Genomic DNA, 14,390 nt, shown 5'->3' with positions numbered 1-14,390 from the left:
TAGGCCAGCCCGGCCCGCCGGGCAGTAGGAGAACACACATGTCCACACTGGAGATCAAGGACCTGCACGTCTCGATCGAGACCGAGCAGGGCGTCAAGGAGATCCTCAAGGGTGTCACCCTCACCGTCAAGACGGGGGAGACCCACGCGATCATGGGCCCGAACGGCTCCGGCAAGTCCACCCTCGCCTCGACGATCGCCGGCCACCCGCGCTACACCGTCACCTCGGGCTCGATCACGCTCGACGGCGAGGACGTCCTCGCGATGAGCGTGGACGAGCGCGCCCGCGCGGGCCTCTTCCTCGCGATGCAGTACCCGGTGGAGGTCCCGGGCGTCACCATGACGAACTTCCTGCGCACCGCGAAGACCGCGATCGACGGCGAGGCCCCGGCCATCCGCCACTGGACCAAGGACGTCAAGGCGGCCATGGAGCAGCTGCGCATCGACGCGGACTTCGCCCAGCGCAACGTCAACGAGGGCTTCTCCGGCGGCGAGAAGAAGCGCGTCGAGATCCTCCAGCTCGAGCTGTTCAAGCCGAAGTTCGCGATCCTCGACGAGACCGACTCCGGCCTCGACGTCGACGCCCTCAAGGTCGTCTCGGAGGGCGTCAACCGCGCCCACGCCGAGGGCAACATGGGTACCCTCCTCATCACCCACTACACGCGGATCCTGCGCTACATCAAGCCGCAGTTCGTGCACGTGTTCGTGGACGGCCGCATCGCCGAGCAGGGCGGCCCGGAGCTCGCCGACCGCCTCGAGGACGAGGGCTACGACCGCTTCCTCACGGGCGCCGGCTCCGCGACGGCCACGGCCTGACCCGGCCACGGCCACCACTTCGACACTGGGAAGGCAGTGATGACAGAGATCCAGCCCGCACCGACATCGCTCGAGGACGTCGAGGAGCGTCTCAAGGACGTGATCGACCCCGAGCTCGGCGTCAACGTCGTGGACCTGGGGCTCGTCTATGGGCTCGAGTACGGTGAGGACGGGGCGCTGCTGATCAGCATGACGCTCACGACCGCCGCATGCCCGCTCACGGACATCCTCGAAGAACAGGTCGGCAAGGTCCTCGACGGCGTTGTTGACGAGTGGCGCCTCAATTGGGTGTGGATGCCGCCATGGGGTCCCGAGCGGATCACCGAGGACGGCCGCGACCAGATGCGCGCCCTCGGCTTCAACATCTGAGGCAGAGGGCCCATTCAGGGCCCGCCCCCGCGAAAGCTCGACGGCGGCCGGTCACCTTCCCTGCGGAAGGCGACCGGCCGCCGTGGTGCGTCCAGCCGGCGGAAGGACGCTAGACGCGCCCGGTGAGGGTGTTGCACTGCTTGAGGTCCCCGCCGCTGAAGCCGCGCATGAACCACGTCTGGCGCTGCTGGCTCGTCCCGTGCGTGTAGCTCTCGGGATCCACGCGGCCGGTCGCGGACTTCTGGATCCTGTCGTCTCCCACGGAGGCCGCGGCGGAGAGCGCATCCTGGACGTCCTTCTGGGTGATCGGCTGCAGGTACGGCTTGCCCGTGGAGGGGTCGTCGGTGGTGCTCGCGTGGTGGGCCCACATGCCGGCGAGGCAGTCCGCCTGGAGCTCCACGCGCACGCTCCCGGACTCGGGTCCCTGCGGGTCCTTCTGGGCGTAGCCGAGGGTGCCGACGAGGTCCTGGACGTGGTGCCCGAACTCGTGGGCCACCACGTACTCCTGGGCCAGCGGCCCTCCCGAGGACCCGAACCGGGTCACGAGCTCGTCGAAGAAGCCCGGGTCGAAGTACGCGGTGACGTCGCCGGAGCAGTAGAACGGGCCGACGGCCGTCGTCGCAGGCCCGCACGCGGTCGAGGTCTGCCCGCTGAACACGACCGCCTTGGGCCGGGTGTAGCGGACGCCCTGCGACGGCAGGTAGCCCGCCCAGAAGGCGTTGACGCTGTTGACCGTCCCGACGATGCGGCAGTCGAGCCGCTGTGCGGCGTCGGCGCCCGTGCGGCACTGGCCCGTGCCGACGCTGGCCGGGCCCCCGGCCGTCCCGGGCTGGCCGGAGCCGCCGGTGAGGTCGCCGAGGAGCCCCGGGTTCACCCCCAGGAGGGTGAGCGCGAGCACGAGGAGGGCCCCGCCCACGCCGCCGCCGATCAGCGGCCCGCGGCCCAGCCCGCCACCGCCGCCGCGCCGGTCCTCGACCTGGGACGGGTCCAGTTGGCTGCCTTCGTTGAAGCTCATGGACCTACGCTAGCCGCCGCGTCACGATCCGGTCCGCGCCCCCGGCGCGCCGATAGGATTTCCCCATGCCCTTCCTGGACCGGCTCGAGCGGTGGGCCGCCGAGAAGCCTCATGAGCCCGCAGTGGTGTGCGGGCCCGAGCGGCTCTCCTGGGCGCAGCTGCATGCCGCCGCCGCGGAGCTCGCCGCCTCTGGTGAACCCACCGGGGTGCTCCGCGCGCCCAACAGCGTGGACTTCGCCGTGCGCTGGGCGGCCGGGGTGGCCGGCGAGCGCGAGTGCGCGGTGCTCGACCCGATCTGGTCTGACGAGCTGGCCCGGGACGTCGAGGCGCGCCTGGCGGACCGCTGGGGCGCCCCGGTCCGGCGCCGCCTGGGGCCCGCGGAGCTCAGGGACGGCAGCGCCGCCTCGAGCTTCCTCGTGGGCCTCACCTCGGGTACCACGAGCGTGCCGAAGGGCTTCAGCCGCTCCCGCGGGTCGTGGGCGCGCTCGTTCGAGGCGTCGGCCGCGGCGTTCGGGCTCACCTCCGGCGACCGCGTGCTCGCCCCCGGCCCGCTCTCGGCCAGCCTGAACCTCTACACGCTCTCCGAATGCCTGTGGGCCGGAGCGGCGTTCCACACCCTGCCGGGGTTCGACGTGGGGGACGCGCATGCGGAGATCACCCTGCGCGGCATCACGCGCCTCGTCCTCGTGCCCACCATGCTCCGGGTCCTCGCCGAGCGCGGCCTGGCCGGGGACGTCGACGCGAGCGGGCTGGCCGCCGTGGTGTGCTCGGGCCAGAAGCTGGACCGCCGCACCCTCGAGGCGGTGCGCCGTTGGGCCCCGCGCGCCGTCGTGTGGGAGTACTACGGCGCCTCCGAGCTGAGCTTCGTCGCCTCGAGCCGCCATGATCCGGGCACCGCCGGGACGGAGGTGGGGACCGGCGTCGGCCGTGCCTTCGAGGGCGTCGAGGTGGCCATCCTCGACGACTCCGGAGCGCCCGTCCCCGAGGGCCGGACCGGGAACATCTGCGTGCGGAGCGCCCTCGTCTCCGACGGCTACGTGTGGGGCGACGACGGGAACGCGTTCACCCGGCTCGGCGACTGGTGCACGGTGCGCGACCAGGGCTTCCTCGCCGACGGCGAGCTCCACGTCCTCGGACGGACCCAGGACATGGTCAACACCGGCGGCCACAACGTGTACCCGCACGAGGTCGAGGCGGCCCTGGCCATGATCCCCGGCGTCGCGGAGGTCGTCGTCGCGGGGATCCCGGACGACGTCCGCGGCCAGCGCATCGTGGCCGGCATCGTCCCGGCCCACGCGGGGCTGTGCCAGCTCCAGCTCCGGGCAGGACTCGAGGGCCGCCTCGCCCCGGCGAAGCGCCCGCTCGAGTACGTCGAGCTGGCCGAGCTGCCCGTCACCGAGCGCGGCAAGCTCTCCCGGACCGAGTTCCAGCGATGGGTGCTCGAGGGGGACCCGCGTGCCCGCCGCCTCGCGTAGCCCGGAGGGGGCCCCGCTCATCGTCGAGGGGCTGCGGACGCCGCTCGCCCGGGCCGGGACCGAGCTCGCCGGCGTGCCGGTCCACGAGCTCTTGGGGACGGTCCTGCGTGGGGTCGTGGACCGGTCCGCGGTGGAGCCCGGGGACCTCGCCGACGTCGTCGTCGGCAACGCCGCCGGCGGTGGCGGCAACCTCGCCCGCCTCGGCGCGCTCACTGCCGGGCTGCCCGAGCGGCTGCCGGGCATCACGGTGGACCGGCAGTGCGGCTCGGGCCTCGATGCGATCGTGCTCGCCTGCCGGCTCGTGCAGGCCGACGCGGGCGCCGCGTACCTCGCCGGGGGAGCGGAGTCCGTCAGCACGGCCCCGGTGCGCGGGCGGCGCCGCCCCGACGGCTCCGTGGAGTTCTACCGGCGCGCCCAGCACGCCCCCCGTGACCCGGCAGCGGCCGAGCCGTCTGATCCCGACATGGGGTTCGCCGCCGAGACCGTGGCCCGCGAAGGCGGCATCGGCCGCGAGCGCCAGGACGACTTCGCACTGCGCAGCCACGCGCGTGCGCTCCGGGCGGCGGCGTCCGGCGCGTTCGACGGCGAGCTGGTCCCCGTCCGCGTTCCCGGCACCGAGGACTGGGTCACGGCGGACAACGGCCCGAGGCCCCGGCTCGACGCCCGGCTGCTCGCCCGGTTCCCCGCGGCGTTCGTGCCCGGGGGCACCGTGACCGCCGGCAACTCCTGCGGCGACGCGGACGGCGCCGCCGCCACGCTCGTGCTCGGCCCAGGCTGCGGCCCTGCGCCCCGTGAGGGCCGGGCCGCGCTGGCCTTCCTCGGCGCCGAGACCGTGGGGGTCGATCCGCGCCGCCTCGGCCTGGGGGCCGCGGCCGCCGCCGAGCAGCTCCTGGCCCGGCACGGGGTGCGGGCGGCGGAGCTCGGGGCGATCGAGTTCAACGAGGCCTTCGCGGGACAGGTCCTGGCGTGCACCGACCGGCTCGGTCTCACCGGGGAGGACCTGGATCGGGCCCTGAACACCGAGGGCGGCGCGCTCGCCCTCGGGCACGCCTACGGGGCCTCGGGCGCGGTCTCCGTGGTCCGGCTCCTGGCCCGGGCCCAGAGCCTGCCGGACGGGACCCTCTGCCTGGCGATGATCAGCTCCGCCGGGGGCATCGGCACCGCCGCGCTCTTCACGACCGTGCGCGGTCGCTGACAGGCCGGACTCCTCGGCGCCCGTCCCGGCGGCGCTCAGTCGTCGCCGAGTCCCCGGGCGGCGAGGGCATCGCCGGTGCGCCGGGCGTAGGCCACGGCAGCGAGCACTACGGGCACGGTCCGGGCCCGCACGCTGCGCTCGAGCCCGCGGGCGCGGGCGGCGTCCCCCACCTCTGCGAACGATCCGGCCAGGACGGGGATGCTGCGCACCATGATCGCGATCGCGAGGGCGAATCTCTCGGGGTCGGCGCCCAGGCGCCGGAACGGCCGTGCCAGGGAGGCGACGGCGTCGAGCAGGTCCTGGAGCGGGACGGTCGCGGTAAGCAGTCCGGCCGCCACGAAGCACAGGAGGAGATTGGCCACGATCCGCCCGGCCGCGGCGGGGCCCTGCTGCCACCACTGGAAGGCGAACAGGACGGCGGCGAGGGGAAGCACGAGCCGCCAGGAGGCCGCGAGCCGGCGGACGCCCAGGCCCGCCGACAGCCACGCGAGGACCACGGCCGCCAGCGCGGCGCACGAGGCGCGCCAGTCCAGGAGCACGAAGCTGGCAGCGCCGGCTGCGACCGCGCCGGCGAACTTGGCCGCCAGCGGGGTGCGGTGGAGCCAGGAATCGCCGTGGATGTAGCCGGCGAGGAGCCCGGGGGCGGGGCGGCGCATCAGGCGCCTCCGCGCTCGGATCCGGCCGGCGCGTGCAGGCACAGCTGCCGGTAGAAGCCGATGGCGGGTCCCGGTGCACCGTCGAAGGCGATCCGCCCGTCCTCGACCACGAGCACGCGGTCGGCGTCAGCCGCGAGCTCGAGGTCGTGGGTGGAGAGGATGACCTGCTCGCCGAGCGAGGCCAGCGTGCGCCGCAGCAGTTCGCGGTTGCGCAGGTCGAGCAGCGTCGAGGGCTCGTCGAGCACGAGCACCTCGGGACCGACCGCGAGCACCGCGGCGAGTGCCATCAGCTGGCGCTCGCCGCCCGAGAGCTCGTGCACGCTCTGGTCGGCGAGCGGGCCGAGGCCGAAGCGGTCCAGGACCGCCTGCGCGGCCCCCGCGCGCTCGGGCCGCCCGCGATGCCGGCGCCGCAGCGAGAGCTCGACGTCCTCCCGTCCGGTGGGCATGACGAGCTGCGAGAGCGGGTCCGTGAACACGAACCCGACGCGCTGGCGCACGGCACGGACGTCGTGGACCGTGTCGAGGCCGTGCACCGCCACGGCCCCGGTGCTGGGGGCGACGAGCCCGTTGAGCAGGCGCAGGAGCGTGGACTTGCCGGAGCCGTTCGCGCCGATGACGGCGATGCGCGCCTCGGTGAGCGCGAGGTCGATGCCGTCGAGGAGCACCTTGTGGGCGGGGCACCCGGGCAGGGGATCGTCGACGGGCACGACCACGCTGACGTCGGCCAGCTCGATCCCGCTGCGCTGTCCGTGCTGGGTCGTCTGATGGCTCAAGGTTCCTCCTGGCGGCGGGAATGGGGCCCTGTCAGAAGGCTACGGAGCGGGACCCCGGCCCGTTTTGTCGGCGCCCCACCATCCGCGCGGGCGCGGTGTTGGCGGGTGGCTACAAAGCCCCCTAACGGCCGGGGCGGATCATCGTGATGCCTGCAACCTGCGCCGAATCGAAGCGGGGCAGCAGGGCGGCGGCCTCCTCGAGCCCGACCACCCGCTCGATGAGGTCCTGGGGGCGCAGCGCACCCGAGCCGATGAGCCCGAGCATGCCGGGGTAGTCGGCGGCGGCCATGCCGTGGCTGCCGAAGACGTCCAGCTCCCAGGCGATCACCCGCGCCATGGGGACGCGGGGGTGGCCGTCCACCGGGGGCAGGAGGCCGATCTGCACGTGCCGGCCGCGGCGGGCCAGGCTCAGGATGGCGTCGGCGCAGGTCTGCTCGCTGCCGACCGCGTCGATCGAGACCTGGCTTCCCCCGCCCGTGAGGGCGTGCACGCGGGCCGGGACATCGGAGCCGTCTGCCACGAGGACATGGTCGGCGCCGAGCGCTGCGGCCGCGGCGAGCGCTCCCGCGTTGCGGTCGACGGCGATGACCCTGGCACCGAGGGCCTTCGCGATCATGACCGCACTCAGTCCCACGCCGCCCGCCCCGACCACGGTGACCCACTCGCCGGCCGCACAGCGGGCCCGGCGGGTGAGCGCCCGGAAGGCCGTCGCGAACCGGCACCCGAGGCTCGCCGCCGCCTCGAAGTCCACGCCCTCGGGGATTGCGACGAGATTGGTGTCGGCGGCGTGGATGGCGACCTGCTCGGCGAAGGACCCCCAGTGCGTGAAGCCCGGCTGCTCCTGGTCGGGGCAGACCTGCGCATTCCCCGACAGGCACCAGGTGCACGTCCCGCAGCCCTCGACGAAGGGGGCCGTGACGCGGTCGCCGACGCGCCACTTCGTGACGCCGGCGCCCACCCGGGCGACGACCCCGGCGAACTCGTGTCCGGGAACGTGGGGGAGCGCAATGTCGTCGTGCCCGGCCCAGGCATGCCAGTCGCTGCGGCACAGCCCGGTGGCGGCCACCGAGACGACGACGCCGCCCTCCGGCACCTCGGGCTCGCCGACCTCGCGTACAGCGAGCGGTCCGGCGATCTCCTCCATGACGATGGCGAGCATGGTCCTCCTAGACGGGTCTGGCCTGATCTGCAGTGGCGGGCGGCTCCGGGGCGGCCGCGTCCGTTCCAGCGGCATCGTCTCACGCCGCGGCCCGGCGTTTCCCCGGGCCGCCCCTGGGGTAGGGCGAGCGGATGGAGGACATCACCGGCGCGCTGCGGCGCATCGCCCGCGAGGCCTTTGGGATCGACATGTGGCGGGAGGGCCAGTTCGAGGCGGTCCGGGCCGCGGCCGAGGGCCGCGATGTCCTGGCAGTCATGCCCACGGGGCACGGGAAGTCGGCGATCTACCAGGTCCCGGGAGCGGCCCGGCCGGGCGTGACCGTGGTGGTCAGCCCCCTCGTCGCGCTGCAGGCCGAGCAGGCCCGGGCCCTCGGGGCCGCCCTCGGTGACGGAGCCGCCGTCGTGCTCAACTCGACCGTGCGGGCGCGCGCCGAGCGGGAGGCCTGGGAGCGCCTCGCAGACGGCAGGGCCCGGTTCGTCTTCCTGGCGCCGGAGCAGCTCGCACGCGAGGAGACGGTGGCGCGCCTGGCGGACCTGGAGCCGAAGCTGTTCGTCGTGGACGAGGCCCACTGCATCTCGGCCTGGGGACACGACTTCCGCCCCGACTATCTGGTGCTGGGGGAGGTGCGGCGCCGGCTGGGCAGCCCGCCGGCGGTGGCCCTGACAGCCACCGCGTCACCCCACACGCGCGCCGAGATCGTCGACAGGCTCGGGCTGGCGGACCCGCTGGTCCTCCTCCAGAGCTTCGATCGGCCCGAGATCGGGCTCCGGGTCCAGCGGCACACGAGCGAGGACGACAAGAGGGCCGCCGTGCTCGACCAGGCCGCCTCGCTCGAGGGACCCGGCCTCGTGTACGTCGCCACGCGGAGGGAGACCGAGGAGATCGCGGCGGCGCTCGCCGACCGGGGCATCGCTGCGGCCGCCTACCACTCCGGCCGTGCTGCGGCAGACCGCGCCGCAGTCCACGAACGGTTCCTCGACGGCGGCGCCGGGGAGCGGCTCGACGTCGTCGTCGCCACGACCGCGTTCGGCATGGGGATCGACAAGCCGGACGTCCGCTACGTGGTCCACGCCGACGTCCCCGACTCCTTGGACAGCTACTACCAGGAGATCGGCAGGGCCGGCCGGGACGGCGGCCCGGCCCTCGCGGTCCTCCACTACCGGCCCGAAGACCTCGGGCTCCGGCGGTTCTTCGTGGGCGGCCGCGCCCCCCGGGAGCAGGTCGCGGGCGTGTTCGAGGCCGTCCGCGCCCACGGCCCGGTCCGGGCGGGCGCCCTCGGGGAGCTCACCGGGCTGTCGCCGCGCGCGCAGTCGCGCATCCTGAACCTGCTCGTGCGCAGCGGCTGCGTCCAGGCGGGCCGGGCCGGCTACCGCGCGTCCGACGGCGTGGACTCGCCGAGCGCGGTCGAGCGGGCGCTCGCCGAGGAGGAGTCCCGCCAGCGCGTCGACGCCTCCCGCATCGAGATGGCGCGAGGCTATGCGGAGACCGACGGCTGCCGCCGCCAGTGGCTCCTCAACTACTTCGGCGAGGACGCCCCGTCCTGGTGCGGCAACTGCGACCGCTGCGAGGAGGACGGAAGCCTGCAGCAGGCCCGCGAGCGCGCGGCCGATGCCCCGGAGGGCTGGGCGATGCAGGACCCGGTCCGGCACCGGGACTGGGGCGAAGGCCTGGTGATGGGCGTCGAGCCGGACAGGATCACGGTGCTGTTCGACTCCGTCGGATACAAGGAGCTCGCGCTCTCGGCCATCGACGCAGACGAGGAGCTGCTGGTCCGCATCCGCATCCCAGATGCCTGATTGACTCGGGCTCTGGCGGGGCATGGAGGGGGCGGGGCTACTATGGCTCCCGTGCGCTGCGTGGCGCAGGTCACGCGGCGGCGGCATTGAGACCGGGAGGGGTTCCCCATGGCACGTCCGCTCGAGTGGCCCGTACTGCGCCAGTTCTTGGAACACGACGTGACAGGCCGCCATCATGCGGCCAAGTCGCGGGCCACCGAGAACCTCAGGGCGCGGACCGAGACGGCAGACCGGGTTGTCGACTCGGTCTGCCCTTTCTGTGCCGTCGGGTGCGCCCAGAAGGTCTACGTCAAGGACGAGAAGGTCGTCCAGATCGAGGGCCATCCCGATTCGCCCATCAGCCGCGGCAGACTGTGCCCCAAGGGGTCCGCCTCGCTCCAGCTGACCACGGGCGACTCCCGCGAGAAGTACGTGCTCTACCGCCGCCCGCACGGCCGGGACTGGGAACGGCTCGACCTCGACACCGCGATGGACATGGTCGCCCAGCGCGTCGTCGACACGCGGCGGGACACGTGGGAGTGGGAGGCCCGGGATCGGCGGACCCGGCGCACCCTCGGCATTGCGAGCCTCGGCGGCGCCACGCTCGACAACGAGGAGAACTACCTCATCAAGAAGCTGTTCACGGCCTTGGGCATCGTCCAGGTCGAGAACCAGGCCCGGGTCTGCCACAGCTCGACGGTGGCAGCCCTCGGGACGAGCTTCGGCCGCGGCGGCTCGACCACCTACCTGCAGGACCTCTCGAACGCCGACTGCATCATCATCCAGGGCTCCAACTTCGCCGAGGCGCACCCGGTCGGCTTCCAATGGGTCATGGAGGCCAAGGAGCGCGGGGCGAAGATCATCCACGTCGACCCCCGGTTCTCCCGCACGAGCGCCATGGCGGACACGTTCGTGCCCCTCCGGGCCGGCAGCGACATCGCCTTCCTCGGCGGCCTGATCAACTGGGTGCTCGAGCACGATGCCTACTTCCACGACTACGTCGTGGCGTACACCAACGCGGCCACCCTCATCTCGGAGGACTTCCAGGACACAGAGGACCTCGACGGGCTCTTCTCGGGCTTCGACCCCGAGAACCGCGCCTACAACACCGACTCGTGGCAGTACCGGGGCGGCTACGCCGCGCCGTCGTCCGGCGAGCGGGATTCCGACTTCCAGGGCGGCAGCACCGTCGGCGGGTCGTCCCACGCCCAGTCGCACGGTTCCGGCGGCGCGTCTGTCCAGGGCGAATGGCAGCGGGACGAGACGCTGCAGGACCCGCGGTGCGTGTTCCAGATCATCAGGCGGCACTACTCCCGCTACACCCCCCAGATGGTGGAGCGGGTGTGCGGCGTCCCGCAGGACCTGTTCCGCGAGGTCGCGGAGACGATCACGGCCAACTCGGGCCGGGAACGCACCACGGCCTTCGCCTACGCGGTGGGGTGGACCCAGCACACCACCGGAACGCAGTACATCCGCACCGCCTCGGTGCTGCAGCTGCTCCTGGGGAACATCGGCCGTCCCGGGGGCGGGATCATGGCGCTGCGGGGCCATGCCAGCATCCAGGGCTCGAGCGATATCCCGACCCTCTACGACCTCCTTCCCGGCTACCTCCCCAGCCCGCACGCGGAGCACCACCTCGACCTCGACTCCTACATCGAGGCGGACTCGCCCCAGGCTGGCTTCTGGGGCAACTCCCGCGCCTACATGGTCAGCCTGCTGAAGGCCTGGTGGGGGGATGCGGCCACGGCGGAGAACGACTACTGCTTCGACTACCTGCCCCGGATCACGGGAAGCCACAGCACCTACGACACGGTCGAGGCGCAGCTCGAGGGGACCTGCAAGGGCTACTTCCTCTTCGGCGAGAACCCCGCCGTGGGCTCCGCGAACACCCACCTGCAGCGCATGGGCATGGCCAACCTCGACTGGCTCGTGGTCCGCGACTTCTCCCAGATCGAGAGCGCGACGTGGTGGAAGGACGGCCCCGAGATCGCCACCGGCGAGCTGAAGACCGAGGACATCGCCACCGAGGTCTTCTTCTTCCCGGCGGCCGCGCACACCGAGAAGGCCGGCAGCTTCACCAACACCAACCGCCTCCTCCAGTGGCGGGACCAGGCCGTCGAGCCGGAGGCTGACCGCCGGAGCGACCTCTGGTTCGTCTGGCACCTCGGCAATCGGGTGCGGGCGCTCCTCGGTGGGTCGCACGATGAGGCAGACCGCCCGGTCCTGGACCTGACCTGGGACTATCCGCACGGCGGCGCCCTCGACGAGCCCGACGCCGAGGGCGTGCTCGCCGAGATCAACGGGGCAGGCCCCGACGGCTCGCCGCTCTCGGCCTACACGGAGCTCAAGGACGACGGCTCGACGACGTGCGGATGCTGGATCTACTGCGGCGTCAGGGCCGACGGCGTCAACCAGGCAGCTCGGCGCAAGCCCCACCAGGAGCAGACCCTCGCGGGCCTCGAATGGGGCTGGGCGTGGCCCGCCAACCGCCGCGAGCTCTACAACAGGGCCTCCGCCGACCCCGAGGGGCGGCCGTGGAGCGAGCGGAAGAAGCTCATCTGGTGGGACGAGGGCGCCGGCAAGTGGACCGGCGGCGACGTGCCCGACTTCGAGCCCACCAAGCCACCGAGCTACAGGCCGCCGGAAGGCGCCCGGGGGCCGGATGCCCTCTCCGGGACGGACCCGTTCATCATGCAGGCAGACGGCAGAGGCTGGCTGTACGCCCCGGCGGGGCTGTCGGACGGCCCGATCCCCACGCACTACGAGCCGCAGGAGTCACCGTTCGAGAATGAGCTCTACGGGCAGGGCCGGAACCCGCTGAGGAAGCTCCTTCTGCGCGAAGGCAACCGGTACCACCCCAGCGGCCGCGAGCCCGGGGCCGACGTCTACCCCTACGTGCTGACCACCTACCGGCTCACGGAGCACTTCACCGCCGGCGCCATGACCCGTTGGCTGCCCTACCTCGCCGAACTGCAGCCGGAGAGCTTCTGCGAGGTCTCGCCGGCGCTCGCTGCCGAGCGCGGGCTCACCCACAAGGGCTGGGCCACGCTGGTCTCGGCGCGGGGGGCCATCGAGGCCCGCGTCCTCGTCACCGACCGCATGAGGCCCCTCACCGTCGGCGGCCGGACCGCCCACCAGATCGGCATGCCGTACCACTGGGGCCCGAACGGGCTGAGCAAGGGCGACTCGATGAACGAGCTCTCCTCGATTGCCATGGACCCCAACGTCCACATCCAGGAGGTCAAGGCCCTCACGGTGGACATCCGGCCCGGCCGCAGGCCGCGCGGGAAGGACCTGCTGGCCCTGGTCGAGGAGTATCAGCGACGCGCGGGGATCGATGAGCGCACCGGACTGGAGGGAATCAGGAAATGAGCGTCACATCGCTGGGGATGCCCACCGTCGGCGTCCCGCGCAAGGGCTTCTTCACCGACACGAGCCTGTGCATCGGCTGCAAGGCCTGCGAGGTGGCCTGCAAGGAGTGGAACCAGGTCCCGGCCGACTCCACCCTCACGCTGACGGGCGAGTCGTTCGACAACACCTCGGCGCTCGGTGCCGACACGTGGCGCCACGTGGCCTTCATCGAGAAGCAGGTCCCGGCGACTGACCCGGGCGGCCACGATGGGGTCAAGTGGCTCATGTCCTCCGACGTGTGCAAGCACTGCACCCACGCGGCGTGCCTCGACGTCTGCCCCACCGGGGCGCTCTTCCGCACCGAGCACGGCACCGTCGTCGTCCAGCAGGACGTGTGCAACGGCTGCGGGTACTGCGTGTCCGCATGCCCCTACGGGGTGATCGACCAGCGCAAGGACGACGGCCGCGTCTTCAAGTGCACCATGTGCTACGACCGTCTCGAGGCCGGGGAGGAGCCCGCCTGCGCCAAGGCGTGCCCGACCAAGTCCATCCAGTACGGCGAGCTCGACGAGCTGCGCGAACGCGCGGACGCCCGCCTCGCCGAGCTGCACGAACGCGGCGAGGAGAACGCCCAGCTCTATGGACGCGACCCCGAGGACGGCGTGGGCGGCGACGGCGCGTTCTTCCTCCTGCTCGATGAGCCCGAGACCTACGGGCTCCCGCCCGACCCGATCGTGACCACGCGGGACCTGCCGGCCATGTGGAAGCGGGCCGCCGGCGCAGCCGCCGGCCTCCTGGCCGGTGCCGCCCTCGTGTTCTGGGGAGGCCGCAAGTGAGCCCGCGCCGCCGGCGCACCGAGGAGTTCACCTCGTACTACGGGCGCCCCATCCTCAAGGAACCGACCTGGGAGGCACTGGACATCGCCGGCTACATCTTCGCCGGCGGCCTCGCGGGAGCGTCCTCCGTCCTGGCCGCGGGCGCCCAGCACACGGACCGGCCCCGCCTCGAGCGTGCCGCGAAGCTCACCGCCCTCACCGCGATCTCGGCCTCCGTCGTCGCCCTCGTGCACGACCTGGGGCGTCCGGAACGCTTCGTCAACATGCTCCGGGTCGCCAAGCCCACCTCGCCCATGAGCGTCGGCTCCTGGATCCTCTCCGCCTATGGGCCGCTCGCGGGGGCGAGCGCGGCCGCCAGCGTCCTCGGGATCTTCCCGCGCGCGGGCAAGGCCGCCGGCCTCGGCGCGGCCCTGACCGGCTCGGCCGTCGCCACCTACACCGCCGTGCTCGTCTCCGACACGGCGGTGCCCACGTGGCATGACGCCCACGCCGTGATGCCGTTCGTGTTCGCAGGGTCCGCGGCGGCCTCGGCGGGAGGCCTCGGGGCGGCCCTCGCGCCCCTGGCCGAGGCGGGCCCGGCCCGGCGGATGGCGATCGGCGGCGCGGCCGTGGAGACCGCGGTGAGCCTCGCGATGGAACGCAGCGGGAAGCTCTCCGCCGAGACCTTCCACGAGGGCCGCGCGGGCACCCTGCTGCGGCTGTCGAAGGCCTTCACGGTGGGCGGAGCCGTCGGCCTTGCCCTCGGCGGCCGGTCGTCGCGCGCCGTGAGCGCGCTGAGCGGCCTCGCCGTGGCCGCGGGATCGGCGCTGCTCCGCTTCGGCATCTTCGAGGCCGGCCGTGCCTCCACCCTCGATCCGAAGTACGTGGTCGTGCCCCAGCGGGAGCGGCTTGCGGCGCGTCAGGAGGACCCCGCCGGGGCCGATACCATGGGATGAGGCCCACGTCCGGGCCGCCTCCCCCCGAAAGGCCCC

Annotated in this window: 12 protein-coding genes; 8 read left to right on the top strand and 4 right to left on the bottom strand. The window is 73.1% G+C overall.

What is annotated here, in order from left to right; all coding sequences use genetic code 11:
* Nucleotides 1-38: 38 nt before the first annotated feature.
* Both sufC and ACYVKZ_RS10615 read left to right on the top strand, forming a co-directional pair.
* Entirely contained in the window at nucleotides 39-815 is a 777-nt protein-coding gene (sufC, locus tag ACYVKZ_RS10620) for a Fe-S cluster assembly ATPase SufC (RefSeq protein WP_460992236.1), read from the top strand.
* A gap of 39 nt (nucleotides 816-854) precedes the next feature.
* The gene (locus tag ACYVKZ_RS10615; protein WP_307006170.1) at nucleotides 855-1,184 is read left to right on the top strand and encodes a metal-sulfur cluster assembly factor; all 330 of its coding nucleotides are present in this window, start codon (nucleotides 855-857) and stop codon (nucleotides 1,182-1,184) included.
* Nucleotides 1,185-1,293: 109 nt separating this feature from the next.
* Here the strand turns inward: ACYVKZ_RS10615 and ypfJ are convergent, their stop codons facing one another.
* The gene (gene ypfJ, locus ACYVKZ_RS10610) at nucleotides 1,294-2,199 is read right to left on the bottom strand and encodes a KPN_02809 family neutral zinc metallopeptidase (RefSeq protein WP_460992235.1); all 906 of its coding nucleotides are present in this window, start codon (nucleotides 2,197-2,199) and stop codon (nucleotides 1,294-1,296) included.
* A 65-nt stretch (nucleotides 2,200-2,264) separates the two neighbouring features.
* On the opposite strand from ypfJ, the gene ACYVKZ_RS10605 reads away from it, so the two are divergent.
* Both ACYVKZ_RS10605 and ACYVKZ_RS10600 read left to right on the top strand, forming a co-directional pair.
* Nucleotides 2,265-3,674, top strand: coding sequence for a class I adenylate-forming enzyme family protein (locus ACYVKZ_RS10605; RefSeq protein ID WP_460992234.1), 1,410 nt, complete (start codon nucleotides 2,265-2,267; stop codon nucleotides 3,672-3,674).
* Nucleotides 3,655-4,869 carry a thiolase family protein gene (locus ACYVKZ_RS10600; RefSeq protein ID WP_460992233.1) on the top strand — a complete coding sequence of 405 codons (1,215 nt, stop codon included), beginning with the start codon at nucleotides 3,655-3,657 and terminating at the stop codon, nucleotides 4,867-4,869. The genes ACYVKZ_RS10605 and ACYVKZ_RS10600 overlap by 20 nt, the downstream gene beginning before the upstream one ends.
* A gap of 35 nt (nucleotides 4,870-4,904) precedes the next feature.
* Here the strand turns inward: ACYVKZ_RS10600 and ACYVKZ_RS10595 are convergent, their stop codons facing one another.
* From ACYVKZ_RS10595 to ACYVKZ_RS10585, 3 genes are all read right to left on the bottom strand, one after another.
* On the bottom strand, nucleotides 4,905-5,525 hold the full coding sequence (locus tag ACYVKZ_RS10595) for an energy-coupling factor transporter transmembrane component T family protein (protein WP_460992232.1): 621 nt from the start codon (nucleotides 5,523-5,525) through the stop codon (nucleotides 4,905-4,907).
* A complete protein-coding gene (locus ACYVKZ_RS10590) occupies nucleotides 5,525-6,298 on the bottom strand; it encodes an energy-coupling factor ABC transporter ATP-binding protein (protein WP_460992231.1) in 774 nt (257 codons plus the stop codon). Before ACYVKZ_RS10590 ends, ACYVKZ_RS10595 begins: the two co-directional genes overlap by 1 nt.
* Before the next feature lie 121 nt (nucleotides 6,299-6,419).
* Nucleotides 6,420-7,457, bottom strand: a complete 1,038-nt coding sequence (locus tag ACYVKZ_RS10585) for a zinc-binding dehydrogenase (RefSeq protein WP_460992230.1) — start codon at nucleotides 7,455-7,457, stop codon at nucleotides 6,420-6,422.
* Between the two features lie 131 nt (nucleotides 7,458-7,588).
* On the opposite strand from ACYVKZ_RS10585, the gene ACYVKZ_RS10580 reads away from it, so the two are divergent.
* From ACYVKZ_RS10580 to nrfD, 4 genes are all read left to right on the top strand, one after another.
* Complete coding sequence (locus ACYVKZ_RS10580) at nucleotides 7,589-9,253, top strand: RecQ family ATP-dependent DNA helicase (RefSeq protein WP_460992229.1); 1,665 nt, start codon at nucleotides 7,589-7,591, stop codon at nucleotides 9,251-9,253.
* Nucleotides 9,254-9,361: 108 nt separating this feature from the next.
* The gene (fdh, locus tag ACYVKZ_RS10575; RefSeq protein WP_460992228.1) at nucleotides 9,362-12,604 is read left to right on the top strand and encodes a formate dehydrogenase; all 3,243 of its coding nucleotides are present in this window, start codon (nucleotides 9,362-9,364) and stop codon (nucleotides 12,602-12,604) included.
* Complete coding sequence (locus ACYVKZ_RS10570) at nucleotides 12,601-13,419, top strand: 4Fe-4S dicluster domain-containing protein (RefSeq protein WP_460992227.1); 819 nt, start codon at nucleotides 12,601-12,603, stop codon at nucleotides 13,417-13,419. Before fdh ends, ACYVKZ_RS10570 begins: the two co-directional genes overlap by 4 nt.
* Nucleotides 13,416-14,354, top strand: a complete 939-nt coding sequence (nrfD, locus tag ACYVKZ_RS10565) for an NrfD/PsrC family molybdoenzyme membrane anchor subunit (protein WP_460992226.1) — start codon at nucleotides 13,416-13,418, stop codon at nucleotides 14,352-14,354. Before ACYVKZ_RS10570 ends, nrfD begins: the two co-directional genes overlap by 4 nt.
* The last annotated feature ends 36 nt before the right edge of the window (nucleotides 14,355-14,390 follow it).

It is taken from the genome of Sinomonas soli (genome assembly GCF_054782415.1).
The sequence above is the reverse complement of the archived record's forward strand: the minus strand, read 5'-3'. Positions and strand labels throughout refer to the sequence as shown.

Coding starts and splice junctions, on each gene's coding strand:
- sufC (WP_460992236.1), top strand. CDS start 39: ATGTCCACACTGGAGATCAAGGACCTGCACGTCTCGATCGAGACCGAG.
- ACYVKZ_RS10615 (WP_307006170.1), top strand. CDS start 855: ATGACAGAGATCCAGCCCGCACCGACATCGCTCGAGGACGTCGAGGAG.
- ypfJ (WP_460992235.1), bottom strand. CDS start 2,199: ATGAGCTTCAACGAAGGCAGCCAACTGGACCCGTCCCAGGTCGAGGAC.
- ACYVKZ_RS10605 (WP_460992234.1), top strand. CDS start 2,265: ATGCCCTTCCTGGACCGGCTCGAGCGGTGGGCCGCCGAGAAGCCTCAT.
- ACYVKZ_RS10595 (WP_460992232.1), bottom strand. CDS start 5,525: ATGCGCCGCCCCGCCCCCGGGCTCCTCGCCGGCTACATCCACGGCGAT.
- ACYVKZ_RS10585 (WP_460992230.1), bottom strand. CDS start 7,457: ATGCTCGCCATCGTCATGGAGGAGATCGCCGGACCGCTCGCTGTACGC.
- ACYVKZ_RS10580 (WP_460992229.1), top strand. CDS start 7,589: ATGGAGGACATCACCGGCGCGCTGCGGCGCATCGCCCGCGAGGCCTTT.
- fdh (WP_460992228.1), top strand. CDS start 9,362: ATGGCACGTCCGCTCGAGTGGCCCGTACTGCGCCAGTTCTTGGAACAC.
- ACYVKZ_RS10570 (WP_460992227.1), top strand. CDS start 12,601: ATGAGCGTCACATCGCTGGGGATGCCCACCGTCGGCGTCCCGCGCAAG.